At 56.6% G+C, this 25081-nt stretch carries 22 protein-coding genes and 2 pseudogenes; 5 read left to right on the plus strand and 19 right to left on the minus strand.

Annotation, left to right across the window (positions count from 1 at the left end; translation table 11 throughout):
• Positions 1 to 75: 75 nt before the first annotated feature.
• Complete coding sequence (locus tag GVK32_RS24445; RefSeq protein ID WP_159873272.1) at positions 76 to 1950, minus strand: TRAP transporter large permease subunit; 1875 nt, start codon at positions 1948 to 1950, stop codon at positions 76 to 78.
• 74 nt (positions 1951 to 2024) lie between these two features.
• Positions 2025 to 2984 (minus strand): TRAP transporter substrate-binding protein, encoded by a 960-nt coding sequence (locus tag GVK32_RS24450; protein ID WP_227697899.1) that lies wholly within the window; start codon positions 2982 to 2984, stop codon positions 2025 to 2027.
• Between the two features lie 599 nt (positions 2985 to 3583).
• On the opposite strand from GVK32_RS24450, the gene gabD reads away from it, so the two are divergent.
• Both gabD and csiR read left to right on the plus strand, forming a co-directional pair.
• Positions 3584 to 5032, plus strand: a complete 1449-nt coding sequence (gene gabD / locus GVK32_RS24455) for an NADP-dependent succinate-semialdehyde dehydrogenase (RefSeq protein ID WP_159873268.1) — start codon at positions 3584 to 3586, stop codon at positions 5030 to 5032.
• A gap of 89 nt (positions 5033 to 5121) precedes the next feature.
• Positions 5122 to 5804 (plus strand): annotated as a pseudogene (gene csiR, locus GVK32_RS24460) (DNA-binding transcriptional regulator CsiR).
• A 19-nt stretch (positions 5805 to 5823) separates the two neighbouring features.
• On the opposite strand, the gene GVK32_RS24465 reads toward csiR, so the two are convergent.
• The 6 genes and pseudogenes from GVK32_RS24465 to gpt form a co-directional block, all read right to left on the minus strand.
• Positions 5824 to 6096, minus strand: a complete 273-nt coding sequence (locus GVK32_RS24465) for a hypothetical protein (protein WP_227697900.1) — start codon at positions 6094 to 6096, stop codon at positions 5824 to 5826.
• A 285-nt stretch (positions 6097 to 6381) separates the two neighbouring features.
• Entirely contained in the window at positions 6382 to 6777 is a 396-nt protein-coding gene (gene cas6f / locus GVK32_RS24470) for a type I-F CRISPR-associated endoribonuclease Cas6/Csy4 (protein WP_159873266.1), read from the minus strand.
• Between the two features lie 2 nt (positions 6778 to 6779).
• Positions 6780 to 7298: pseudogene (locus GVK32_RS24475) on the minus strand (CbbBc protein); the annotation flags it as partial.
• A 615-nt stretch (positions 7299 to 7913) separates the two neighbouring features.
• Positions 7914 to 8312, minus strand: coding sequence for a sigma factor-binding protein Crl (gene crl, locus GVK32_RS24480; RefSeq protein ID WP_159873262.1), 399 nt, complete (start codon positions 8310 to 8312; stop codon positions 7914 to 7916).
• Positions 8313 to 8369: 57 nt separating this feature from the next.
• Positions 8370 to 9614, minus strand: a complete 1245-nt coding sequence (gene frsA, locus GVK32_RS24485; protein WP_132514642.1) for an esterase FrsA — start codon at positions 9612 to 9614, stop codon at positions 8370 to 8372.
• 106 nt (positions 9615 to 9720) lie between these two features.
• Complete coding sequence (gene gpt, locus GVK32_RS24490) at positions 9721 to 10179, minus strand: xanthine phosphoribosyltransferase (protein ID WP_159873260.1); 459 nt, start codon at positions 10177 to 10179, stop codon at positions 9721 to 9723.
• A 257-nt stretch (positions 10180 to 10436) separates the two neighbouring features.
• Between gpt and pepD the strand changes: the two genes are divergently transcribed.
• A complete protein-coding gene (gene pepD, locus GVK32_RS24495) occupies positions 10437 to 11894 on the plus strand; it encodes a cytosol nonspecific dipeptidase (protein ID WP_159873258.1) in 1458 nt (485 codons plus the stop codon).
• A 92-nt stretch (positions 11895 to 11986) separates the two neighbouring features.
• Here the strand turns inward: pepD and GVK32_RS24500 are convergent, their stop codons facing one another.
• From GVK32_RS24500 to GVK32_RS24540, 9 genes are all read right to left on the minus strand, one after another.
• Positions 11987 to 12430 (minus strand): GNAT family N-acetyltransferase, encoded by a 444-nt coding sequence (locus GVK32_RS24500; protein WP_159873300.1) that lies wholly within the window; start codon positions 12428 to 12430, stop codon positions 11987 to 11989.
• A 5-nt stretch (positions 12431 to 12435) separates the two neighbouring features.
• The gene (dinB, locus tag GVK32_RS24505; protein ID WP_159873256.1) at positions 12436 to 13491 is read right to left on the minus strand and encodes a DNA polymerase IV; all 1056 of its coding nucleotides are present in this window, start codon (positions 13489 to 13491) and stop codon (positions 12436 to 12438) included.
• 137 nt (positions 13492 to 13628) lie between these two features.
• Complete coding sequence (nqrM, locus tag GVK32_RS24510) at positions 13629 to 13844, minus strand: (Na+)-NQR maturation NqrM (RefSeq protein ID WP_185022502.1); 216 nt, start codon at positions 13842 to 13844, stop codon at positions 13629 to 13631.
• 2 nt (positions 13845 to 13846) lie between these two features.
• Entirely contained in the window at positions 13847 to 15070 is a 1224-nt protein-coding gene (gene nqrF, locus GVK32_RS24515) for an NADH:ubiquinone reductase (Na(+)-transporting) subunit F (protein WP_159873254.1), read from the minus strand.
• Between the two features lie 11 nt (positions 15071 to 15081).
• Positions 15082 to 15678: an NADH:ubiquinone reductase (Na(+)-transporting) subunit E gene (nqrE, locus tag GVK32_RS24520; protein WP_123755565.1), complete on the minus strand. Its 597-nt coding sequence runs from the start codon at positions 15676 to 15678 to the stop codon at positions 15082 to 15084.
• Positions 15679 to 15684: 6 nt separating this feature from the next.
• Entirely contained in the window at positions 15685 to 16323 is a 639-nt protein-coding gene (locus GVK32_RS24525) for an NADH:ubiquinone reductase (Na(+)-transporting) subunit D (RefSeq protein ID WP_159873252.1), read from the minus strand.
• Entirely contained in the window at positions 16316 to 17110 is a 795-nt protein-coding gene (locus GVK32_RS24530) for a Na(+)-translocating NADH-quinone reductase subunit C (protein ID WP_159873250.1), read from the minus strand. The genes GVK32_RS24525 and GVK32_RS24530 overlap by 8 nt, the downstream gene beginning before the upstream one ends.
• On the minus strand, positions 17103 to 18341 hold the full coding sequence (locus tag GVK32_RS24535) for an NADH:ubiquinone reductase (Na(+)-transporting) subunit B (RefSeq protein ID WP_159873248.1): 1239 nt from the start codon (positions 18339 to 18341) through the stop codon (positions 17103 to 17105). The genes GVK32_RS24530 and GVK32_RS24535 overlap by 8 nt, the downstream gene beginning before the upstream one ends.
• 3 nt (positions 18342 to 18344) lie before the next feature.
• On the minus strand, positions 18345 to 19688 hold the full coding sequence (locus tag GVK32_RS24540; RefSeq protein ID WP_159873246.1) for a Na(+)-translocating NADH-quinone reductase subunit A: 1344 nt from the start codon (positions 19686 to 19688) through the stop codon (positions 18345 to 18347).
• 410 nt (positions 19689 to 20098) lie between these two features.
• On the opposite strand from GVK32_RS24540, the gene dpaA reads away from it, so the two are divergent.
• Complete coding sequence (gene dpaA, locus GVK32_RS24545) at positions 20099 to 20839, plus strand: peptidoglycan meso-diaminopimelic acid protein amidase (protein ID WP_159873244.1); 741 nt, start codon at positions 20099 to 20101, stop codon at positions 20837 to 20839.
• Here dpaA and GVK32_RS24550 read toward each other — a convergent pair.
• Positions 20810 to 21577, minus strand: a complete 768-nt coding sequence (locus GVK32_RS24550) for a class II glutamine amidotransferase (protein WP_159873242.1) — start codon at positions 21575 to 21577, stop codon at positions 20810 to 20812. The genes dpaA and GVK32_RS24550 overlap by 30 nt on opposite strands.
• 151 nt (positions 21578 to 21728) lie before the next feature.
• Positions 21729 to 22310 carry a D-sedoheptulose 7-phosphate isomerase gene (gene lpcA / locus GVK32_RS24555; protein WP_159873240.1) on the minus strand — a complete coding sequence of 194 codons (582 nt, stop codon included), beginning with the start codon at positions 22308 to 22310 and terminating at the stop codon, positions 21729 to 21731.
• Positions 22311 to 22548: 238 nt separating this feature from the next.
• Between lpcA and fadE the strand changes: the two genes are divergently transcribed.
• Positions 22549 to 24993: an acyl-CoA dehydrogenase FadE gene (fadE, locus tag GVK32_RS24560; RefSeq protein WP_159873238.1), complete on the plus strand. Its 2445-nt coding sequence runs from the start codon at positions 22549 to 22551 to the stop codon at positions 24991 to 24993.
• Positions 24994 to 25081 lie beyond the last annotated feature (88 nt).

Below are 25081 nucleotides of genomic sequence, written 5' to 3' on the forward strand. Positions count from 1 at the left end.
CGTAAATTTCAGCTTCCGGACAATTATTTCGGCGGCATAGCAACGGTGCCGCCTTGTACTCGATTAACGCAACGCTTAGTAACCCGCCAGGCCCGGCAACCAGGTGGTTAACGGCGGCACCATCGCCACGATAATGATGCCGACCAGAACCACCGCCAGGTATTTCGCCATTGGCCGGATCACGTGCTTCATCTCCACGCCGCAGATTGCACAGGTGGTATATAAGCCCAGCCCAATGGGCGGTGAAAATAGCCCAAAGCCCATTGCCAGAATCATAACGATGCCGAAATGCAGCGGATTGAATCCAAGCTGCACGGCAATCGGAACGAGGATCGGGGCAAAGATAATCAGGGCCGGGGCGCCTTCGAGCACCGCGCCGAAGATAATCAAAATCACGATGGTGAGCAGCAGGAACAGCCAGGCCCCCTGCTCAACGCCAATACCGACCAGCAGCCCGGCGATTTGTTGCGGGATCATCTGTATGGTCAGCGCATAGGAGAGGCTGGTGGCGCAGGCGACGATAAACAGCAGCACCCCCGACATCGCGGCGATATCAATAAACATCTTCACCGTGGCCTTAAACGTCAGCTCGCGAAAAGCCAGCCGGCCGACCACGATGGCGTAGATCACCGCAAAGGCGGAGATCTCGGTCGAGGTGGCGATCCCCATCATCACGCCGCGGCCGATCATAAAGATCATCACCAGCCCAACGGCGGCGCCAAGATAGAGCTGAATGCGTGGGCGCAGTACGGGGTAGGCCTCGCTGACGTTAATTTTTCCGCCAAAGCGGTTGGCGGCAATCATCAGCAGCACCAGCAGACAGGCCGCGGGCACCAGGCCGGCAATAAACAGCGCCCCGATCGAGATATTGGCCACAAAGCCCATCACGATCAGGTTTACGCACGGAGGAATGGTTTCGGCCATCACCGCCGAGGCGGCGAAAACGCCGGCCGCCTCCTCTCCATCCTGCTTCGCCCGGCGTACCGCCGGCATCAGCACGCCGCCAACCGCGGCGACATCCGCCAGCTTGGAGCCTGAAATGCCCGAGAAGAAAGCCATCGACAGGACGGTGGTCATGTTTAAACCGCCGCGAAAGCGCCCCATTCCCCGCACGATGAGCTCAACGAGGCGCGTGGACATGCCGTTGATCTCCATCGCCGCGCCGGCGAGCAAAAAGAAGGGGATCGCCAGCAGGACAAAGTGATCGACCCCGGCCGCAACCTGCTGGGAGAAGAAGACAAACGGCAGCGACGGATCGCAGATAAAGAACACCATCGCCGACATGCCGAGGGTGAAGGCGATCGGCACGCCGGCGAGAATACCGAGGACGAAGCAGATAAGCATCAGCCCCGCCGCCGCGCTGGCCGGGTCGGCCATCAACGACAGCTTGACGTAGCCAAGCGCGGCGAGCGCGAGGATCCCGGCGCCGCTGAGCAGCACGACCCTGGCGCGTTCACGTAAGGCAAGCTCCAGCGCGGCGACCATCATCACCAGCGAGCCAATTAGCACCGGGATCACGTAGATGACCTGCGGTAAACCGGTTTCCGTGGTCTGCACCCGCGCGGCCTGAACCAGGTCATAGCTGGAGACTACCAGCCCGACGGAAACCAGAAATAGGATCCAGCGGCTGGCGTGCACCACGTACGGCCGGACGTGCTGCGGCAGAAAGCGCAGGAACAAATCGACGCCGATATGCCCCCCTCTTGCCGTCGACGTTGCGACGCCAAAAAAGACCAGCGCAATCATTAGCGCCCGCGCTACCTCTTCCGCCCAGTGAATCGGGGAGTGCAGCGCATAGCGCCAGATAACGGATGCGAAAACCACCAGCACGTTGATAAACAGCACCAGCGCCCCGGCCCAGGCGGTCAGGGTCGTTAAAAATCGACTTAGCCTGCCGAGTAGCGCCAGCGCGACGCACTCATCCTTTGCTTTAATAGAGATATCAGCCATCTTGAACTCTCGGTGTAAGGTCATGGATATCATCACAGGCTCGCCGCGAAGGGCGGGCGAGCCGATGCTCCCCGCTACCGCTGGCTCTCCGGCGCCGCGGCGGTAATCTCATCAACGATAGGTTTCATATCCGGGTACTGGCCAAGGAACGCCTGCCAAACCGGCTGCACCTGCTGATAGAAATAGCGGCGATCGGTTTCGCGGAAAGTTACGCCCTTCGCCTCCAGGTTCTTAATGGCCTCCTGCTCTTTTTTACCGGCCTGCAGGCGTTCGTAGTCGGTCGCCTCTTTTGCCGCGGCCAGCACCTCTCCGCGCAGCTCCGCCGGGATCTGCTCGAAGCTTTTCTTGTTCATGGCGATCATCAGCGGGTTGTAGCTATGGCGGGTCAGAGTGCCATTTTTGACAATTTCATAATATTTGCTCGAGTAGATCGTCGGGGCGTCGTGCTCTACGCCGTCAATCACCCCCATCTGCAGGCTCGAATAGACTTCTCCTCCCGGCATCGGAATCGCCACCGCCCCCATATGGTTCAGGGTGGCGATAAAGTTGGGCACCGGCAAAACGCGGATTTTGAGATTTTTTAAATCTTCAGGTTTTTCAATAACCTTTTTGGTATAAATATTGCGGGCGCCGAGGTTATAGCCGTAACCCAGCACCATCACGTTAGCCTTATTCATCATTAAAGCCGCCAGCTTTTCACCCGCTTTGCCGTCGAGGGTTTTGCCGACCTGAGCGTAATCTTTAAATAAGTAGCCGAGATCCAGAACGCCCATTTCAGGGACCAGCGTGGCCCAGATGGAGGTCCCGGAGATCATCATATTAATTGCGCCAATGCGTACCTGCTGGGTGGCGTCCGCCTCTTTCCCCAGCATACCGTTAGCAAAATAGTTGAGCTTAATTTGCCCTTTCAATTTTTCATTGTTATTCAGGTTTTCCTGAAAGCGGCTGAACCAAATGTAGTGGGCCGATGATTCATCCGCGGGCAGCGAAGAGTAAACGCGGAAGTTGAGCGCCGCGTGGGCCAGGGTACTCACCGTACTCCCGACAAGCAGGGCCGAGCTTAAACAAGCCAATGCAAAAATACGTCTGGCCGAACAAAACTGTTTCATTTTCATCATTGTTATCCTTTCACAAACCGTAGGGGTGTCTGTTGCACCTTTGGGCCTCGCTAAATCGCCAGGGTCTTCAGTCATAACCGGAATAAAAATTCCTTCTGTAACGTTTTAGTGTAACGTTACAGAACGTATCGACCCGGCCAGATAAAAGCAAGTTGCTTACCGGCTTGCGCGTGTACGACGTGTGAAATTTGTGGCGGGCATCGCGAATTTTGCTGCAGGCTTTGCAGCGCTAAAATCTGGCCGCCGCTGTTTAGTCACTGTTTAGAGCCTGTCCTAATAGGGGTCATTGTTGCAGCCAGTTTGGTCACGGACAGCGCGGAACCACCGGAGCGTACACGCCGTACATGAGGATGGTGAGCACGGCCCAGGGCCAAATAGCAAATAAAATGGCCTAATGGGACAGGCTCTTAGTCGATGCCGTCCCTTCGGCTCAGGCGTCTACACTTAACAGAGAAGTGAGTGACAGACGACCCCACTCCCTTTCCCCGTTAAACGCACTGAAACAGGACATCATCATGCAATTGAATGACCAGGATTTGTTTCGCCAACAGGCCTTTATCAATGGAGAGTGGCGAGATGCCACCAGCGGCGATGTGATTACCGTAACGAACCCCGCCAATGGCGAAGCGTTGGGTTCAGTCCCGAAAATGGCGACCGAAGAGACCCGCGACGCCATCCTTGCCGCCAGTCGCGCCCTTCCCGCCTGGCGCCAGCTCACCGCCAAAGAGCGCGCGACGATCCTGCGCCGCTGGTTCGATTTAATCATGGCGAACCAGGACGATCTGGCACGGCTGATGACGCTGGAGCAGGGTAAACCGCTGGCGGAAGCCAAAGGCGAAATTGCTTATGCCGCCTCATTTATCGAATGGTTTGCCGAAGAGGGCAAACGGATCTACGGCGATACCATTCCCGGCCATCAGGCGGATAAACGCCTGATCGTCATCAAGCAGCCGATCGGCGTGACCGCCGCGATCACCCCCTGGAATTTCCCGGCGGCGATGATCACCCGTAAAGCTGGTCCGGCGCTGGCGGCCGGCTGTACGATGGTGCTCAAACCCGCCAGCCAGACCCCTTTCTCCGCGCTGGCACTGGCTGAACTGGCGACCCGCGCCGGGATCCCGGACGGGGTGTTTAACGTGGTGACCGGCTCCGCCAGCGCCATCGGCAACGAGCTGACCGGCAACCCGCTGGTACGTAAACTGACGTTTACCGGCTCCACCGATATCGGCCGTCAGCTTATGGCGCAGTGCGCCCAGGACATTAAAAAAGTCTCGCTCGAGCTGGGCGGCAACGCGCCGTTTATCGTGTTTGATGATGCAGATCTGGATAAGGCGGTCGAAGGCGCAATGGCCTCCAAGTTCCGCAACGCCGGGCAGACCTGCGTCTGCGCCAATCGTCTGTACGTGCAGGATGGGGTGTATGAGCAATTTGCCGAGAAGCTACAGCAGGCGGTGAACAAACTTCAGCCCGGCGACGGCCTGCAGGACGGGGTGACGACCGGGCCGCTGATCGATGAGAAAGCGGTGGCCAAGGTGCAGGAACATATCGCCGATGCCGTTGCAAAAGGCGCCCGGATTATCACCGGTGGCAAAGTGCATGCGCTGGGCGGAAACTTTTTCCAGCCAACCATTCTGGCCGATGTTCCCGACAGTGCAAAAGTGGCAAAAGAGGAGACCTTCGGCCCGCTGGCGCCGCTGTTCCGCTTCAAAGACGAAGAGGAAGTGATCCATCAGGCCAACGATACCGAATTTGGCCTGGCCGCCTATTTCTATGCCCGCGATCTTAGCCGCGTCTTCCGCGTTGGCGAGGCGCTTGAGTACGGGATTGTCGGGATCAACACCGGACTCATCTCCAATGAGGTCGCGCCTTTTGGCGGCGTCAAAGCCTCAGGGCTGGGGCGCGAGGGTTCGAAGTATGGAATAGACGATTACTTAGAGATCAAATATATGTGCATTGGTCTGTAGGGTTACGCCCGATGTTGATGCTGTCAATACAACCCTAATACGCCCATCCCGGCGCGGGAAGGCCGGGATAGCCGTTCAGGAGTAAGCCCATGACCGCCACCTCCCAGCCGACAGCCATCGACGGATACCGCTGGTTCAAAAGCGACATCATTCGCGGCCTGTATCAGCCCGATGAGAAGCTGCGTATGAATCTGTTAACCACGCGCTATGCGCTTGGCGTTGGGCCGCTGCGCGAAGCGCTCTCCCGGCTGGTTGCCGAGCGCCTGGTCACCGTGGTTAATCAAAAAGGCTATCGGGTTGCATCGATGTCGCAGCAGGAGCTGCTCGATATCTTTGACGCCAGGGCCAATATGGAGGCGATGCTGGTGCGTCTCGCCATTGAGCGCGGCAGCGACGAGTGGGAGGCCGAGCTGCTCGCGAGGGCACATCTGCTCAATAAGCTGGAGTCCAGCGACGCCAGCGAGCAGCTGCTGGACGAGTGGGACAGGCGTCATCAGGCGTTCCATTCCGCCATCGTTGCCGGCTGCGGTTCACAGTATCTGCTGCAAATGCGCGAACGCCTTTTCGATCTCGCCGCACGCTACCGTTTTATCTGGCTGCGCACGACCGTGCTGTCGGTTGCCATGCTGGAAAATAAGCAGCGCCAGCATCGAAGGCTAACCGAGGCGCTTCTGCCCCGCTTGCCGGTGAGCTGATGCGCCAGCATCTGCTGACGCCTATTCCGGTCATTCAACGGGCGATGGCGGGAAAACTTCAGCAGAAAGCCTCCTGACGAGGCGCTGCCGGAGGGCTTATTTGGCCGGTTTCTTATAGAAAGGCAGCTGCGTAACCGGATAGGTGTAGGTCTCCTGAACGACGCACCGATCGGGGGTCGCCATGCCGGAGTAGAAGAAAAAGTACTCGTTACTGTCCGGGAAAAAGACCAGATCGTCGCCGTTTTGAAAGCTGGTGATGCGAAAAGGCACGTGGCTTTTAGTCTGCGCCTGCTTCATGCCGGAAGCGACCTGGAAATGATCCCCCCACTTCATGGTGGAGAGCTTGTAGTGGAAGCGGGAGATCGTCACGCTTTGCCGCAGCGAGCAGGATAATTTTACTGCGGTGCCGGCCCATGCTGGTGAGAGAAATAAGCTTATCAGGCTTGTTAGCAATATGAATTTCATGAAGATCTTATAATTTAAGGGGCTATTTTTCTAACGGTATCACGTATCGCGCCATCAGGCATTCCCGGCGGCCACATTCGCCAGGCGGACCTGGATTCCAGGAATAATCCTGGTCTTAATCGCGCGAATGCCCGAAAGGCGATGAGCGGGGCGGAAAATATCGGCGATGGCGCCCCACCGCCGGACTCTTCAAAAGAAGGGGACCGTCGCGGTGGAGCTCAGCCCGTAATGGTTAAACGAGCCCTCCGTTGGCGTATCGCTTACGTCGCCTGCGGCAATAAACATGCGGAAGCTTCGACCCAGGGCCTGATTCTTTATCCAGATATAGGGTAAATCGGAAGTCGGCGTCGTGACCTGACGCCGATGCCCGGTCGGCGCGTCGACTGAGATAGCGCCGCGGCGCTTCATAGAGCGCTTCATGCGCTGGTGCGGCGTTTTAAGCTGCACGCGCCGGTAATGACGATACTGGACGTTCTCGGGTACCGGCGTCGCCGGACCAATCCAGATATAATGTGATAAATCATTAAGTAATACCCGAAGCCTGAGATTTTCCAGCCCATACCGGTGCCCATATAGCCTAATCACATTCCCCGGCGTTTGTTTAAATGCTGATAGAGATACGCCGCTTCATTTGAGGTGCGCCCAGAGGTGTAAAACTCCATCGCATCAGGGGAGAACCCGCGCATGATTTCGCCAATTTCGGCAAACGCCTCCTCCCACACGATGGGCTGATAGCTATCGCTGATAATGTCGTATTTCAGCGGATGAGTGAGCCGGCCGCTGTTTTCCAGCTCAAAGTCGCTTTGCTGCCAAAGCTCGCTCAGCGTGTGGTGGGCAAAGAACGCCGGCGAGGATTTTTTGGCGATGGTTTCCCAGGAGACGGCCTTGACGCCGTTTTCGCACAGCTCCATCACAGAGCGGTGATCAGGATCGGGCCACGCGCAGCCAGGGCAATCAAACCCCTTCACCTGATTCATTTTAAACAGCGCGATGGTGTCGCGTACCGGCGTTTTTTGTCCCAGCACGTGCGCGGTACAGGCCTTAACTGCTCCCCATCCTCCGGCGGCGGCCTGGTATTCTTTTAATCCACGGGTAGTATCAGTCATCAGATCGTATCAGTTATATTTTCAATGCTGCTTTATTAACACAGGCGCCCCGTCGCACTGATTCCTATCAAGGGGTACGGCACTAACAGAAAATAATAAGAAAGAAGTATTTCGCTGGCGGGGGAATAAAGTTCCGCGGGTGCTTATGGCGATATGAATATCAGGCCTGCCGGGACGGTTACGCCTCTGAGAGCAGGATCAAAAGAATTTTATCCTTCCATAACAGCAGGATATCTATTTATTTTCGGCTAAGACTCCCCTTAACGGGTCAGGTTACATCGAGAATAATGAGTAAAAAACACCGCCCGCACATTCGCCAGGCAGGACCTTGTTGCCCGCTCATGATGTCGCGACAGGCTAAAAAGCAACAGCCGATATGCATCCAAAAATAAACCCGCAGAAAGAGCAGAATATTCTCTGAGGTTTAATAAACTGATTCGCGGACGGTTATTTTCCAGACGCAATAAATATCTACCCACTTTAATCCGGGTTATTAAAACAGGGTGATAAGGCGAGTCGGCAGGCGTTACAATTAGTAAAAGATTTTTTAAGCAAAGAAATGCCCACGCCGCAGGGCATGGACATTTCCGCTCGATTGGGTCTACGGACAGGGCATCAGGCTCTCAGTCTGAGGGGCTCGCTCACGTCGTCGGCGGCTTCCAGCTTCAGGCTGAATGTCACCAGTAATGCTTTAGCCCGGTCGTGGAAATCAAGCAGCGTCTTCTCAAGCTTCTCTTTAACTTCAGGATCGTCGATATCCACCGACTGCCATACCCCTTCTTTATCGAACAAACCAAACTGATAGCTGTACGTGAAGCGCGATGCCTGTGCTTCCATCTCCATCCACCAACCCCAAAACTCTCGTTTTTCCGGCGCCGGTTTAACGTTGACGCAAACTGCCAGGCAATCGAAAAAGAAGCGGTTGTCTTCACACTGCTCTTCGCGGATATAGGGGCCAAGAGCCGTGAATTTCTTAATCAGCTTACTCTTCAGGTGTCCACTCGGTAACGTCATTGCGATCTCCTTTAGTGATGCAACTGTTTTACCAAATCAATAAAATTTAGCAATATATTAACTAAATCTATGATTGATCCACCGGCTAATCTGTCGCAATGCGTGATCAAAACTGCGATAAATCGGCTTCGATGGGATCTCGATCAGCTTGCCATCGGCAGATGACGAGGTAATTAAACGCGACTCCTCTTCCGGGCTGAAAGGATCGTTTTTCCAGTAGCCGGAGAACATCGGCGTCGGGCAGCGGCGTCCCAGAAGCCCCTGGGTTTTTAACGAGTAGCGGTTCAGCTCAATGCGCAGCGCTTCGTCAGAAGCGTCGTGCATTCCCAGACGCGACGCCAGCACGTCAAGATACATTTCAGGGACTCGCCCCTGGTGCAGAGGATCGACCAGCAGGCTGTGCACCACCGGCCCCAGACAGGCAACGGCCTTCAGGCGCTGTGACTCCAGATAGCCGAGCCGGACGGCAATATTGGCGCCAAAGCGGAAGCCGAACGCCGCAACCCGGGTATGGTCGACCCACGGAACGTTCTGCAGATGCCGCAGCGCGTGCTGGTGCAGCAGGCTGGTGTCCTGGGTCAGAGTCCATTTCGATGAAGAGCCGATGGAAGGCAGATCGAGGGTCAGCATCGCTATCCCCAGCGGGGCAAAATAGTCCTCATACAGGCTGTAGTAATCGGTCTGCAGCGAGTCCAGGCCGCCGCACATCATGATCGTCGGGAACGGGCCTTCACCTTTTGGCAGATGTAAAAACCCGCTGACCGGCGCACCGCCGGGTATCGGAAACTCAATCTCGCGTAGCTCGCCGGGCAGACGCAGGGCGGCCTCTTCATAGGCCCGGTTGGCCAGGGCTTGCGCCTGATCGGCAAGCTCATCGCCTTTAATGTGCGGATAGGCGGCAATGCTGTAGAGGTTGGAGGCGTGCAGCCAGTGGCGGCCGCTGAGCTCAAGGTCCGTTTCCTGACCCGCCGTTTGCTGCCAAATCATGGCCTGCTTAGCCCATTCGAAAATCCAGTTGCCGCCGCGATACCCCACGACGGTGTCGTACAGCTCCGGGTTGGTGCGCTCCGCATCGCTCATGACGATGCGCGCCTGCACGTCGAGGATCTCCTGCGGCGTCACGCCGCGGCGGATCCACATCAGGCGATTGATCAGACGATACCAGCGATCGACGTTGCTGCCATCAAGCGCGGAGTGGATCGGCTGCTGCGAACCGGACGCAAACCGGCGCACCAGCGTAGAAGTTTCTGGGTGTTTGAATCGAGGTTTAAACAGCGTTTCGCTAAGGTTAGCCTGTGACATGTGCAGTCTCCATCGTGTTGCCACTTCTGCTATTGTAACCTGCTAACAGGCAAAAAAAACCACGCCCGGCAAAACCGGGCGTGGTAAATAGCACTTGCCTTGAAAATTAACGGCCTGAGATAGGTGGTACGAAGACCACGCCCATATCCCACGGCTGCTCAATCCAAGTTTCCTGAGGAATATCAACAACATAATCGTCAACCAGCGGACGACCGGCCGGTTTAGCGAAAATAGTGACGAAGTGTGCTTTTGGATACATTTCGCGAATGGCTACCGCGGTGCCGCCGGTATCGACCAGGTCATCAATAACGATGAACCCTTCACCATCACCTTCAGCACGCTTAAGGATGGTCAGCTCACGCTGGTTATCGTGGTCATAGCTAGAAATGCAAACGGTATCTACATGACGAATACCCAGCTCACGCGCCAGCAGTGCGCCCGGTACCAGACCACCGCGGCTAACGGCAATAATGCCTTTCCATTTTTCAGAAGGCATCAGGCGACTTGCCAGTTTGCGGGCGTGAATCTGCAACATGTCCCAGGTGACGACGTATTTTTCGCTCATGTGAAGTGTCCCAGCCTGTGTTATACGGCTTAAATGATGTTCGAGGGGGAAAATGGTTGCGCGAGATTATAGAGATCTGAAGCGCTAAAAACCAGTATTAAGCGGCCCTGTCGACGCTTTTTACGTTGTTTCCACTACCCGTGCGCGTGGAAAGTGGTATTCTCAACCCCACCGCGCAAGCCCTCGCTTGTCGTGTATTCTATTGCTAACCCTCGACCTGCAAAAGAATTTTGCAGGCGATCGTAAGGAGACTCATCGTGTCTGAACTGTCTCAATTATCCCCTCAGCCGCTGTGGGATATTTTTGCCAAAATCTGCTCCATTCCCCATCCGTCCTATCACGAAGAACAACTCGCTGAACACATCATGGGCTGGGCAAAAGAAAAAGGCTTACACGCAGAACGCGACCAGGTTGGCAACATTCTGATTCGTAAAGCCGCTACCGCCGGGATGGAAAACCGTAAACCGGTCGTGCTGCAGGCGCACCTCGATATGGTGCCGCAGAAAAACAATGACACCGTTCACGACTTTACTAAAGATCCGATTCAGCCGTACATCGACGGCGAGTGGGTCAAGGCCCGCGGCACAACCCTGGGCGCCGATAACGGCATCGGCATGGCTTCCGCTCTGGCGGTGCTGGCTGACGACGCCGTTGAACACGGCCCGCTGGAAGTGCTGCTAACCATGACCGAAGAAGCCGGCATGGACGGCGCGTTTGGCCTGCAGGCAAACTGGCTGCAGGCTGATATCCTGATTAATACCGACTCGGAAGAAGAAGGCGAAATCTACATGGGTTGCGCCGGTGGTATCGACTTCACCTCCAACCTGCCGCTGGCGCGCGAAGCGATTCCGGCCGGTTTCCAGAGCTTTAAGCTGACGTTAAAAGGGCTGAAAGGCGGCCACTCCGGCGGTGAAATCCACGTCGGTCTGGGGAATGCCAACAAGCTGCTGGCCCGCTTCCTCGCCGGTCACGCCGCCGAGCTGGGCCTGCGCCTGGTTGATTTCAACGGCGGCACCCTGCGTAACGCCATTCCGCGTGAAGCCTTCGCCACCGTTGCGGTAGCCGCTGACAAGACGGACGCCCTGGCGGCTCTGGTCAATACCTATCAGGAGATCCTTCAAAACGAGCTGGCGGCCAAAGAGAAGAATCTGGTCCTGCTGCTGGATGCCGTTACGACAGATAAAGCCGCGTTGACGGCGCAGTCTCGTGATAGCTTCGTTCGTCTGCTGAACGCCATGCCGAACGGCGTGATCCGTAACTCCGACGTGGCGAAGGGCGTAGTAGAGACCTCCCTCAACGTCGGCGTGGTCACCATGACCGATGATAACGTCGAAATTCACTGCCTGATCCGTTCCCTGATCGACAGCGGCAAAGACTACGTCGTCAGCATGCTGGATTCGTTAGGTAAACTGGCGGGCGCTAAAACCGAAGCCAAAGGCGCTTACCCAGGCTGGCAGCCGGATGCAAACTCACCGGTTATGCATCTGGTCCGCGAAACCTACCAGCGTCTGTTTAACAAAACGCCGAATATCCAGATTATTCACGCCGGTCTGGAGTGCGGTCTGTTCAAGAAACCGTACCCGGATATGGATATGGTTTCCATTGGGCCGACCATTACCGGACCGCACTCTCCGGATGAGCAGGTTCATATCGAGAGCGTTGGCCAGTACTGGACCCTACTGACTGAACTGCTGAAAGCCATTCCGGCAAAATAAGCGGCCAGCCGCAGGTTTGATCTCTCCGGATTCTCCCGGATGCGGGCGGCGGCCTCGTCGCCCGCAAATTTACACCGGTCACAAGCCGCTCCCTACCTCACCTTCTCCATGCGATAGTTAATAAACGTCTCTCCCCGCGCGGCCACCCGCTGCTCTTCAACGACCGTGAAGCCATGACGCGCAAAGCAGGCCCTGGCCGTGATGCTGGCCTCAACCGTCAGCGTCCCCTGCGGAATTTGCCTGAACAGCTCCGCGAGCAACGCCCCGGCAATCCCCCGACGGGCGCGCTCGGGAGCGACAAACAGAAGATCGATATAGCTGCCGATGGCGCTAATAAAGCCGACCGGCTGCCGGTCAATCACCGCCACCAGCACCCTTGAGTCGCTCATTTTTTGCCGCCAGCGCGCCTCATCAACCTGCGCCCAGGCGGCAATTTGCCGTGGCGAATAGTCGCGGCTGGCGGTCTGCTGAATCGCGCGCAGGAAGATGGCGCACAGCGCGGAAAAATCGTCATTCCGGTAATCTCTTATCTGCAGCATAGCTATAGTCCCAGAACCAGCTGCCGCTCCAGCTGGGGATCGAGTAACGTAACGTGCAGCCCCACCAGCCGCACCCCGCGGCCGCCGCGCCGTTCATGCCAGGCTTTGTAGGCCGTGGCGAGTAAATCATCTTTACTCAGGCGCGGCCAGACGTGCTCCTGAGTAGTAAGCTGAAAATCATTAAACTTGAGCTTTACCCCCTGGCGAGCAATCAGCAGATCCGGTTTAACCTTGATCAGCCGCCGCTCCAGCTCCTGGTAGAGGCTCTCGATAATCGCTTCACAGTCGCCCCACTGGTGAATATCCTCCACCAGCGTTCGCTCGACGCCCACCGATTTACGCTGTCGCGTGTTGTTGATTTCCCGCTCGTCGATGCCCTGGCTCCTCTCCCACAGGATCCGACCAAATTTGCCGAAGCGCTTGAGCAGCATCGCCAGATCGCTTTTCTGCACGTCTTCACAGGTGCGCAGCCCCATATTTTCCAGCTTTGCCGCGGAGACTTTCCCCACGCCGGGTATTTTCGCCAGAGGCAGGATTCTGACGAACTCGGCAACCTGGTGCGGCGCAATCACAAACTGGCCGTTGGGTTTATTGAGATCGGAGGCGATTTTGGCGAGAAACTTCACCGGAGCGATACCGGCGGAAGCGGTCAGCTGCAGCTCATGGTGAATGGTCTGACGGATCTCTTCGGCCATCAGCGTCGCCGAACCCTGACAGTGGACGCTGTCGGTGACGTCAAGATACGCCTCGTCGAGCGAGAGGGGTTCAATCAGCGAAGTGTAGCGTGAAAAGATTTCCCGGATATGGGCCGATGCCTCTTTGTAGGCGTCAAAGCGCCCCGGCAGCAGCGTCAGGTGCGGGCAAAGCTTAAGCGCCATCGCCGTTGGCATGGCGCTACGCACGCCAAACTTACGCGCCGGATAGTTGGCGGTACTGATGACGCCCCGCTGGACCCGGCTGCCGCCGATGGCGATGGGAATATCCCGCAACGCCGGGTTATCCCGCATTTCAACCGCGGCAAAGAAGCAGTCCATATCAACATGGATGATTTTGCGCATAGCTAGCCCTCACTGACCACTGGACAAGTATACAGCATAATTCTGTTCAATGAGAAGAGAGGGAAGCCAAAATGCACGGAAGCCAAACCCCGGCGTCGCTGCGCGCGGCCGGGAGTTATGAGGCTGTCAGGGAGAGGTTACAGGATCCGCTCCTGCTTACGCTGCGCTGCGCGCGCCAGGCGTTTTTTGCGCGCATCGCACGGCTCCGGGCAGTCGCAGACCTTTTCCAGACCCAGCGAGGCGATCCCGCCGCAGCTCCCCTGCAGGCTTTTGCGCTTTACCAGATACCCCAGCGACATCCCCAGAATCACCAGAGCGAAAATCACAAAGGTGGCGACAAACAGAGTCCACATCATCAGCCTCCAAAATCATCCAGCATGATATTGTCATCCTCGACGCCGAGATCCTTGAGCATTTTAATCACCGCAGCGTTCATCACCGGCGGCCCGCACATGTAAAACTCGCAGTCCTCCGGCGCCGGGTGATCGCGCAGGTAGTTTTCATACAGAACGTTGTGAATAAAGCCGGTGTAGCCGTCCCAGCTATCTTCCGGCAGCGGATCGGACAGCGCGACGTGGAAGGTAAAGTTGGGATTTTCCCGCGCCAGCTGTTCAAATTCATCGTCGTAGAACATTTCGCGCAGCGAGCGCGCGCCGTACCAGAAGCTGATTTTACGCTTGCTGTGCAGCCGCTTGAGCTGATCGAAAATATGCGAACGCATCGGCGCCATGCCGGCGCCGCCGCCGATAAAGACCATTTCAGCCTCGGTATCTTTCGCAAAGAATTCGCCAAACGGCCCGGAGATCGTCACCTTGTCGCCGGCTTTCAGCGACCAGATATACGAAGACATAATGCCTGGCGGGGCGTCCGGGACTTTCGGCGGCGGTGTGGCAATACGCACGTTGAGCATGATGATGCCCTTCTCGTCCGGGTAGTTAGCCATCGAGTATGCGCGCAGAGTCGGCTCTTTCACCTCAGAGACGTAGCGGAACAGGTTAAATTTATCCCAGTCAGAGCGATACTCGTCCGGCACGTCAAAATCGGCATAAGCGACCTTATGCGACGGGCACTCGATCTGGATATACCCGCCGGCGCGGAACGGCACAGCGTCGCCGTCCGGCACGCGCAGCTTCAGCTCTTTGATAAAGGTCGCTTTGTTATCATTGGAGATAACTTCGCATTGCCATTTTTTGACGCCGAAGATCTCTTCCGGTAGCTCGATCTTCATATTCTGTTTTACCGCTACCTGACAGGCCAGACGGCAGCCCTCTTTCGCTTCACGCCGGGAGATATGAGAGAGTTCAGTCGGCAGAATATCGCCTCCCCCCTCTTTTATCGTAACCCGACACTGGCCGCACGAGCCGCCGCCGCCGCAGGCGGAAGAGACGAAAATGCCGTTACTGGAGAGGGTGTTCAGCAGCTTATCGCCGGCCGGGGTGCGGATTTGCTTATCCGCCTCGTTGTTAATTTCAATGACGACGTCACCGGCATTGACCAACTTTGAACGCGCGATCAGTATCAACCCCGAAAGCACCAACACGATCAGGGTGAACATCACGACACCAAGAATAATTTCCATACTTTCCGCCCTTATAGCTGCACACCGGAGAATGACATAAAGCCCAGCGCCATCAGACCAGTGGTAATAAAGGTGATCCCTAACCCACGCAGACCCGCGGGCACATTTGCATACTTCATCTTTTCACGAATACCCGCCATCGCCACAATCGCCAGCATCCAGCCGATGCCGGAGCCGAAGCCGTAAACAATGGATTCCGGGAAGTTGTAATCTCGCTGGACCATGAAGGAGACGCCGCCAAAAATAGCGCAGTTAACGGCAATCAGCGGCAGGAAGATCCCCAGCGCGTTGTATAACGCCGGAAAATACTTATCGAGGATCATCTCCAGAATCTGCACCAGCGCGGCGATAACGCCGATGAAGGTGATAAAGTTCAGGAAGCTGAGATCGACACCGTCCGCCAGCGCGCCGTCGCGCAGCACCAGGTTGTAGACCAGATTGTTGATCGGCACCGCCAGCCCCAGCACCACCGTGACGGCAACGCCCAGGCCAAACGCCGTAGAGACCTTTTTCGAGACCGCAAGGAAGGTACACATCCCAAGGAAGAAGGCCAACGCCATATTCTCAACAAACACGGCGCGAACAAACAGGCTAATGTAATGAGCCATAATCGGTTACTCCTTTTCCTGCTGTTCCGGCTTCCAGCTACGTAGCGCCCAGATCAGCAGACCGATAATGAAAAACGCGCTCGGCGCCAGCAAAAACAGCCCGTTTGGCTGATACCAGCCGCCGTTCTGTACCGTTTCCAGCACGGTGATACCAAACAGCTTGCCGCTGCCGATAAGCTCACGCAGGAAGCCAACAATCATCAGGATCGCGCCATAACCGAGGCCGTTGCCGATACCGTCCATAAAGCTGGCCATCGGCGGCGACTTCATGGCATAGGCTTCCGCACGCCCCATCACGATACAGTTGGTGATGATAAGCCCGACAAACACCGACAGCTGTTTGGAGATCTCATAGGCAAAAGCGCGCAGCAGCTGATCGACCACAATCACCAGCGAGGCAATAATGGCCATCTGTACAATGATGCGCACGCTGTTGGGAATATGATGGCGGATAGTGGAGATAAACATGCTGGAGAACGCCGTTACCAGCGTCACCGCGATGGTCATTACAAATGCGGTCTCAAGCTTAGTGGTCACCGCCAGTGCGGAACAGACGCCCAGCACCTGCAATGCAATCGGGTTATTCGCGACGAGCGGCCCGACCAGCACCCGCTTCATCTCTTTCATTTCGCTCTGTTCAGCCATTATTCAGCACCCCCTCACGAACCTTTTTCAGGAACGGGCCAAAACCCATTTCGCCCATCCAGAAATCAAAGCTATGCTGCACGCCATTTGAGGTCAGCGTCGCACCGGACAGCCCGTCAACGGCGTGAATATCACCCGCTCGTGCTCCACCTTTCACCACTTTCAGCGCAGGGTGACCATTGTCATCCAGCGCCTGCTTGCCGACGAACTGCTGGCGCCAGTTCGGGTTTTCGACTTCGCCCCCGAGCCCCGGCGTTTCGCCCTGATCGTAATAAGTGATGCCTTTAACCGTGCGGCCATCGGTGTCCATCGCTACGAAAGCGTACATCATCGACCACAGACCGTTGCCGTAGACCGGAAGCACCACTTCCTGAACCTGCTGCTTTTCATCGCGCACCAGGTAAATTTCCGCCAGATTGCTGCGGCGCTTAATCCCAGCCGGATCCTGGCTGGCATCAAGTGTGATACTTTGCTCCGGGTCTTTCAGCGCCTGCGACTGATTGAATTTACCCGGGTCCTGATCCAGCAGCTCGCCGGTGGTTAAATTCACCAACCGCGGGGAGATTCGGGCGGCAAAGACGGCGGCCACTTCATCTGTAATCATGTCCGGTTTCATCAACCCGGAGACCGCCAGAATGTTGCGTTGTTTATCCAGCGCGCGCTGCTCCTGCTGACGCGACTTCAGGCCAACCGCAGAGCCGGCAACCACGATAGAGCAGACCAGGCACAGCACCAGTACCACCAGCAGCGTTTTGCCGATGCTATCGTTACCTTTATTCTCAGCCACGCGACTTCCTCCGCTTAATATTGGCCCGCACCACCAGGTAATCGAACAGCGGTGCAAAGAGGTTGGCAAAAAGGACTGCCAGCATCATCCCTTCCGGATAGGCCGGGTTGACCACGCGGATCAGCACGCACATTACGCCGATAAGCAGGCCATAGCTCCATTTGCCTTTATCGGTAAACGACGCCGAGACCGGGTCCGTCGCCATAAACATCATGCCGAACGCAAAACCGCCGAGCACCAGATGCCAGTACCACGGCATAGAGAACATCGGGTTGGTGGTCGAACCGATTAAATTAAACAGCGTCGCCGTCGCTATCATGCCGATCAGTACGCCGGCGACGATACGCCAGGAAGCCACGCGGCCAAAGATAACGATCGCCCCGCCGATCAGGATCATCAGCGTTGAGACTTCACCAATGGAACCAGGAATATTGCCGAGGAAGGCGTCCATCCAGCTAACCGGCTGGCCGCTGGCCACGTTTACCAGCGCTTCACCGCCGCCGCTCGCCCACTGTGAGAGCGGCGTCGCGCCGGAAAAGCCGTCGGCGGCAGTCCATACCAGGTCGCCAGAAATCTGCGCCGGGTAAGCAAAGAACAGGAACGCGCGCCCTGCCAGCGCCGGGTTAAGAAAGTTACGCCCGGTGCCGCCAAAAATCTCTTTGGCGATAACCACGCCGAAGGAGATGCCCAGCGCGGCCTGCCACAGCGGCAGCGTAGGCGGGACGATCAGCGCGAAAAGAATCGAGGTGACGAAAAAGCCCTCGTTTATTTCGTGCTTGCGCACGATGGCAAAGAGAACCTCCCAGAACCCCCCGACGATAAATACGGTCATATAGATTGGCAGGAAGTACACCGCGCCGAGGGTCATCATACTTATCCAGCCCGCGTCCGCGGCGAAGCTTACCCCCAGCGACTGCGCAAGGCCGTAGTGCCAGTCGCTGGCGATAACCTGCTGCAGCTGCTCCGCACCGTACAGTTTATGGAGCGCCGGAATGGTTTGCAGGCCGACGTTATACATCCCCCAGAACATCGCCGGGAACACGGCGAGCCAGACCAGAATCATCATTCGCTTCAGGTCAATGGCATCACGCACGTGCGCGGCCCCGCGCGTCACCTGACCGGGCGTGTAGAATATCGTCGCCGTCGCTTCGAACAGCGGGTAATATTTTTCCAGCTTGCCGCCGTGGGTAAAGTGCGGCTCAATTTTGTCAAACAGTTGCTTTAAGCCCATGACCTATCCTTCCTGCTCAATCTGGGTTAACACGCTGCGCAGCGCCGGACCATATTCATACTTGCCTGGGCACACGTAGGTGCAAAGTGCGAGATCTTCTTCATCCAGCTCCAGGCAGCCCAGCGCCTGCGCGCTTTCGGTATCACCCGCCAGCAGATCGCGCAGCAGTACGGTAGGCAGAATGTCCAGCGGCATCACCCTTTCATAGTTGCCAATCGGCACCATCGAGCGCTCACCGCCGTGGGTATCGGTCGAAAAGTTGAATAATTTACGCGTCAGGAAATGCCCTAAGGTAGTACGCGTGATGGAGAATTTATCTTTCCCCGGCATCACCCAGCCAAACAGCTCTTTGTCGCGCCCTTCTTTTACCACGCTGACCTGCAGATGGAAGCGGCCGAGGAAAGCATAGGGTCCAAAGGCTCGGGTCCCGCTAAGGACGGAGCCGGAAATCACGCGATTTTCGCCGGCCATCAGCCCATCTGCCAGCAGCTCATCAAGGCTGGCACCGCAGCAGGTTTGCACCAACCGCGGCTCTTTAACCTGCGGGCCGCCAAGCGCGATCACGCGATCGCTGTAAAGCTCTCCGTCAAGGAACAGCCGCCCGATGGCGATAACATCTTGATAATTCAGGTGCCAGACCTGTTTTGTCAGGCTTACCGGTTCGAGGAAGTGGATGTGGGTTCCCGCCAACCCCGCCGGATGCGGGCCGGAGAACTGGTTGAAAGTGACCTGCCCTGAACGATGGCCGCCGAGCTTACCGCCGCTGGCCTGGCACACGTGAACCTTGCCGTCAGTTAAGATGGTCAGTAGCGTCAGGCCGGCGTCAAAGGCCTCGCGCTGGGCGAGAATAATGGGCTGCGGCTCGGCGGCCAGCGGGTTGGTATCCATTGCGGTGACGAAAATCGCCGCCGGCACGCTGCCCGGCACCGGCGTTTTGCTGAATGGACGGGTGCGCAGCGCCGTCCACTGGCCGGAGGCCAGCAGCTGACGCTGTACAACCTCACGCGACAATTCGGCAAGGTCGTCCGGCGCATAGCGGGGAAACTGCACCGCGTCGTTGCCGTCGACATCAATCACCACCGACTGCAGTACCCGGCGTTCGCCGCGGTGAATCGCGCCGATCACGCCGCTCGCAGGCGCGGTAAAATGGACGCCAGGGTTCTTTTTATCTTCGAACAGCGGCTGGCCTTTCTGCACCCGGTCGCCTTCCTGAACCGCCATTGAGGGGCGCATACCGACGTACTCCTCGCCCAACAGCGCAACGCGTTTGACTGCAATCTGAGAAGTCATCTGCTGCATTGGTATGCCAGCTATGGGCAAATCCAGCCCTTTTTTTATTTTAATCATATCGTTAGTAGGTGTCCGTTATCTAAACCCCGGCATCAGGCCGCGGCCAGCAACATTAATGGAAAGTCAGAGAAAGAAAGGAAAGGCGAAGGTCCTGCTCATTCACAAGACGGGAGAGAAGCATCCTTTCTTACCCTGATTACTAAGCTCCACAAGTGTAACATTTTGTGAGCAGTTACTGTAGGTAAACCCCGTTACGCGGCTCTAAAATGCGAGCTATTGCGCAAAGTTCTGACTGCACTTTGCCGCCAGATTCGTTATAAAGGACAACTAAATTGTAAACGCGATACGCCGCGCTTGCGAAAAATTGCCGTGATGCTAATGTGAGCGCTCTAAATCCAGAAAACTCTGATTTTGGGTCTCTTGCCGTCCTGGCAATGTGGTTTTTGTTTTATCAAGGAACAAGCAGTATGCGCAAAATCGCATTATTTATTGCGATGCTTCTGTTGCCGTGCGTTTCATTTGCTGGGCTTCTCAGCAATAACAGCTCGACGACGCCGGTTAGCAAAGAATACAAACAGCAATTGATGGGTTCCCCGGTCTATATTGAGATCTTTAAAGAGGAGCGAACGCTCGATCTTTACGTCAAAATGGGCGAAACCTGGCAACTTCTCGACAGCTACCGGATCTGTAACTACTCCGGCGGGCTAGGACCCAAGCAGCGTCAGGGCGACTTCAAGAGTCCGGAAGGATTTTACAACGTGGCGCGTAGCCAGCTAAAACCGGACAGCCGCTTCTATAAAGCCATTAATATCGGCTTCCCCAACGCCTACGATCGCGCGCATGGCTATGAAGGTAAGTACCTGATGATCCACGGCGCCTGCGTCTCTGTCGGCTGCTATGCCATGACCGATACCGGCATTGATGAGATTTTCCAGTTCGTGACCGGCGCGCTGGTGTTTGGTCAGTCAAACGTGCAGGTCAGCATTTATCCTTTCCGCATGACCAACGCCAACATGGAGCGTCACAAATACTCCTACTACGCGGACTTCTGGAAACAGCTGAAGCCAGGCTACGACTATTTCCAGCAAACCCACAAGCCACCGGTTATCTCGGTAATGGACGGCCGCTACGTGGTCAGCAAGCCGCTTAGCCATGAAGTTATTCAGCCGCAGCTGGCGTCAAACTACACGGTCCCCCAGGCAAAATAGCGCCCACTCGCCCGGCATGATTTTATTCCAGGTCTCATTGCCGGTTAGCGGCTGAGTGGCGATAACGGAGACCACATCGTTCGGTGTGGTCTCGCGTTGAAAGTCGATTTCCACATCCTGATCCAGCAGCGTCGCAACGCCAAACGGCGCCCGCCGCGTAATCCAGTACAGGTTCGTCGAGCAGTACGCCATCACGTAACGCCCGTCGGAGAGCAGCATGTTAAAGACCCCTTTCTCCCGCAACTCGCCCGCCAGCTCAGCAATATAGCTGAAGACTTCAGGCATCGAGTCAGGGGTGCCAGGATAGCGTTCGGTCAGGCGATGCAGCAGCCAGCAGAAAGCCTTTTCGCTGTCGGTTTCGCCGACCGGATGAAGATTTCCCGTATCGAGAGACTCATATCCCTCCAGCTGGCCGTTATGCGCGTAGGTCCAGTTGCGTCCCCACAGTTCTCGGGTAAAGGGATGCGTATTTTCCAGCGCCACGATGCCGCGATTAGCCTGGCGAATATGGGCGATGACCGAGCAGGATTTGATGGGATAGTCCTGCACCAGCTTAGCGATGGGCGACTGAAAGCTGGGCTGCGGATCTTTAAATGTGCGACAGCCTTTGCCTTCATAGAAGGTGATGCCCCAACCGTCTTTATGCGGCCCGGTGCCGCCCCCGCGCTGAACCAGCCCGGTAAAGCTAAAGCAAATATCTGTTGGCACATTCGCGCTCATCCCGAGCAGTTCGCACATATCTCACCTCATACCACGCGGCTTAAATACCAAAGGCGTTACTACGTCAGCCAGCCTGAACGCGGTCAGCGCGCAAAAACCGGATCGTACCTGAGGTACGCAAGGAGATTGAGCGCTGCCCGGGGTTCAACACCGCCAGCAATACGGCCTGTTAAGCTTTAACCATCTCTTTTTCGATCAGCATAATCAGAATATGAATCACTTTAATGTGAATTTCCTGAATACGGTCGGCATAGCCAAAATGCGGCACGCGAATTTCAACATCGGCGGAGCCGGCCATTTTACCGCCGTCTTTACCAGTCAGGGTGATCACCTTCATCCCCTGCGCGCGGGCGGCCTCGATCGCTTTGATAACGTTACCAGAGTTACCGGAGGTGGAGATCCCCAGCAGCACGTCACCGGCGCGGCCAACCGACTCAACGTAGCGGGAGAAAACGTACTCATAGCCAAAATCATTGCTGACGCAGGAAAGGTGGCTGACGTCTGAAATCGCAATGGCCGGGTAGCCCGGACGGTTTTCACGATAGCGCCCGGTCAGTTCTTCGGCGAAATGCATCGCATCGCAGTGGGAACCGCCGTTACCGCAGGAAAGGACTTTACCGCCCGTCTTAAAGCTATCTGCCAGCAGCACCGCGGCACGCTGGATAGCGTGAATATTAGCTTCGTCCTGCAGAAAGTTAGCCAGCGTTTCCGCTGCTTCGTTCAGTTCGTTACGAATAAGATCCTGGTACATGAGGATAATCCTTCAGTATTGGTGGAATAACCCTGGCAGTGTACCGGATAGCCGCTAAAGCGAGAAGCAGCAGGCGCTGTTATCCCCTGAGGTTTTGCTTTTACGTGCCGCATTTACGTACAACAATGTGAGCAAGGTTGTAATTATTTTGTAAACACATTGCTAAAACAAATTACATCCACTACAACCATATCATCACAAGTGGTCAGACCTCCTACAAGACAGGGAGCATTTCGTTATGATGATTTTGAGTATTGTTGCAACCGTTGTTCTACTCGGTGCGCTCTTCTATCACCGAATCAATCTCCTGCTCAGCAGCGCGATTTTGCTCGCCTGGACCGCCGCGCTTAGCGTGGCCGGGCTGTGGAATATCTGGCTGCTGCTGCCGTTAGCGATCGTCCTGCTGCCGTTTAACTTAGCGCCGATGCGTAAATCTATTTTTTCAGCGCCCGCATTCCGCGCATTCCGCAAGGTGATGCCGCCGATGTCGCGGACGGAAAAAGAAGCTATCGATGCGGGAACCACCTGGTGGGAAGGCGATCTGTTTCGCGGTAACCCGGACTGGCAGAAGCTGCATAACTATCCGCAGCCGCGCCTGACTGCCGAAGAGCAGGCGTTTATCGACGGCCCGGTGGAAGAAGCCTGCCGCATGGCGAACGATTTTGAAATTACCCACGAAATGGCCGACCTGCCTCCGCAGCTGTGGGCCTTTCTGAAAGAGCATCGCTTCTTTGCGATGATCATTAAGAAAGAGTACGGCGGTCTGGAGTTCTCCGCCTACGCTCAGTCCCGCGTGCTGCAAAAAATGTCCGGCGTTTCCGGTATCCTGGCGATTACCGTGGGCGTGCCTAACTCTTTAGGCCCGGGCGAGCTGCTGCAGCATTACGGCACCGATGAACAGAAAAATCACTATCTGCCGCGCCTCGCGCGTGGTCAGGAGATCCCCTGCTTTGCGCTGACCAGCCCGGAAGCGGGCTCCGACGCCGGCGCCATTCCGGATACCGGCGTGGTGTGCATGGGCGAATGGCAGGGCGAACAGGTTCTGGGCATGCGCCTGACCTGGAACAAGCGCTACATTACCCTGGCGCCAATCGCCACCGTACTGGGGCTGGCGTTTAAACTCTCCGACCCCGATCGCCTGCTGGGGGGAGAAGAGGAGCTGGGCATCACCTGCGCGCTGATCCCAACCTCGACCCCTGGGGTTGAAATTGGCCGCCGCCACTTCCCGCTTAACGTACCGTTCCAGAACGGGCCGACCCAGGGTAAAGATATCTTTGTCCCAATCGACTACATCATCGGCGGCCCAACGATGGCCGGCCAGGGCTGGCGGATGCTGGTGGAGTGCCTGTCCGTAGGTCGCGGGATCACCTTGCCGTCAAACGCTACCGGCGGCCTGAAGTCCGTGGCGATGGCCACCGGCGCCTATGCCCATATTCGCCGCCAGTTCAAGATCTCCATCGGTAAAATGGAAGGTATCGAAGAGCCGCTGGCGCGTATTGCGGGTAACGCCTACGTGATGGACGCCGCCGCGTCGCTGATTACCTATGGCATCATGCTGGGTGAGAAGCCGGCGGTTCTGTCAGCTATCGTGAAGTATCACTGCACGCACCGCGGCCAGCGTTCAATCATCGACGCAATGGATATCACCGGCGGAAAAGGCATCATGCTGGGTGAAGGCAACTTCCTCGCCCGCGCCTATCAAGGGGCGCCGATCGCCATCACCGTCGAAGGCGCCAACATACTGACCCGCAGCATGATGATCTTCGGTCAGGGCGCAATCCGCTGCCATCCTTACGTGCTGGACGAAATGGCCGCCGCGCAGAACAACGACGTTGACGCTTTCGACAAGCTGCTGTTCAAACACATCGGTCACGTCGGCAGCAATAAGGTCCGCAGCTTCTGGCTGGGCCTGACCCGCGGGCTAACCAGCAGCACGCCAACCCGCGACGCGACCCGCCGTTACTACCAGCATATGAACCGCCTGAGCGCGAACCTGGCGCTGCTGTCCGACGTCTCAATGGCGGTACTGGGCGGCAGCCTGAAGCGTCGCGAGCGTATTTCCGCACGACTGGGCGACGTTTTAAGCCAGCTGTACCTCGCCTCTGCGGTGCTGAAACGCTATGACGATGAGGGACGTAACGAAGCCGATCTGCCGCTGGTTCACTGGGGCGTTCAGGATGCGCTGTATCAGGCGGAGCAGGCCATTGACGACCTGCTGAAAAACTTCCCGAACCGCTTTGTCGCAGGCGTCATGCGCGTTGCCATCTTCCCGACCGGCCGCCACTACGACGCGCCGTCCGATAAGCTGGACCATAAGGTCGCCAAAATTCTGCAGATCCCGAGCGCAACGCGTTCGCGCATTGGCCGCGGCCAGTACCTGACCCCGAGCGAGCACAACCCGGTCGGTCTGCTGGAAGAAGCGCTGCTGGACGTCATGGCCGCCGACCCAATTCATCAGCGTATCTGTAAGGAGCTGGGCAAAAACCTGCCGTTTACGCGCCTTGATGAACTGGCCCGCAACGCGCTGGCGAAAGGGTTAATCAATCAGGAAGAAGCCACCGTTCTTACCCGAGCGGAGGCCAGCCGCCTGCGCAGCATCAACGTTGACGACTTCGCCCCGGATGAGCTGGCCACCCGGCCGGTAAAGCTGCCGGAGAAAGTCCGCAAGATTGAAGCGGCCTGAATAATAAATTAATCACATCACGATCGGGGCGGGGGATTTCCTCCGCCTCTTTTTTGCCCCGCTTTACTCCCTCTGCCCTCTGGCAGCG

Origin of the sequence: Klebsiella sp. 18074 (assembly GCF_902705905.1) — a bacterium.
In the GTDB taxonomy this organism is placed as follows: domain Bacteria; phylum Pseudomonadota; class Gammaproteobacteria; order Enterobacterales; family Enterobacteriaceae; genus Klebsiella; species Klebsiella terrigena.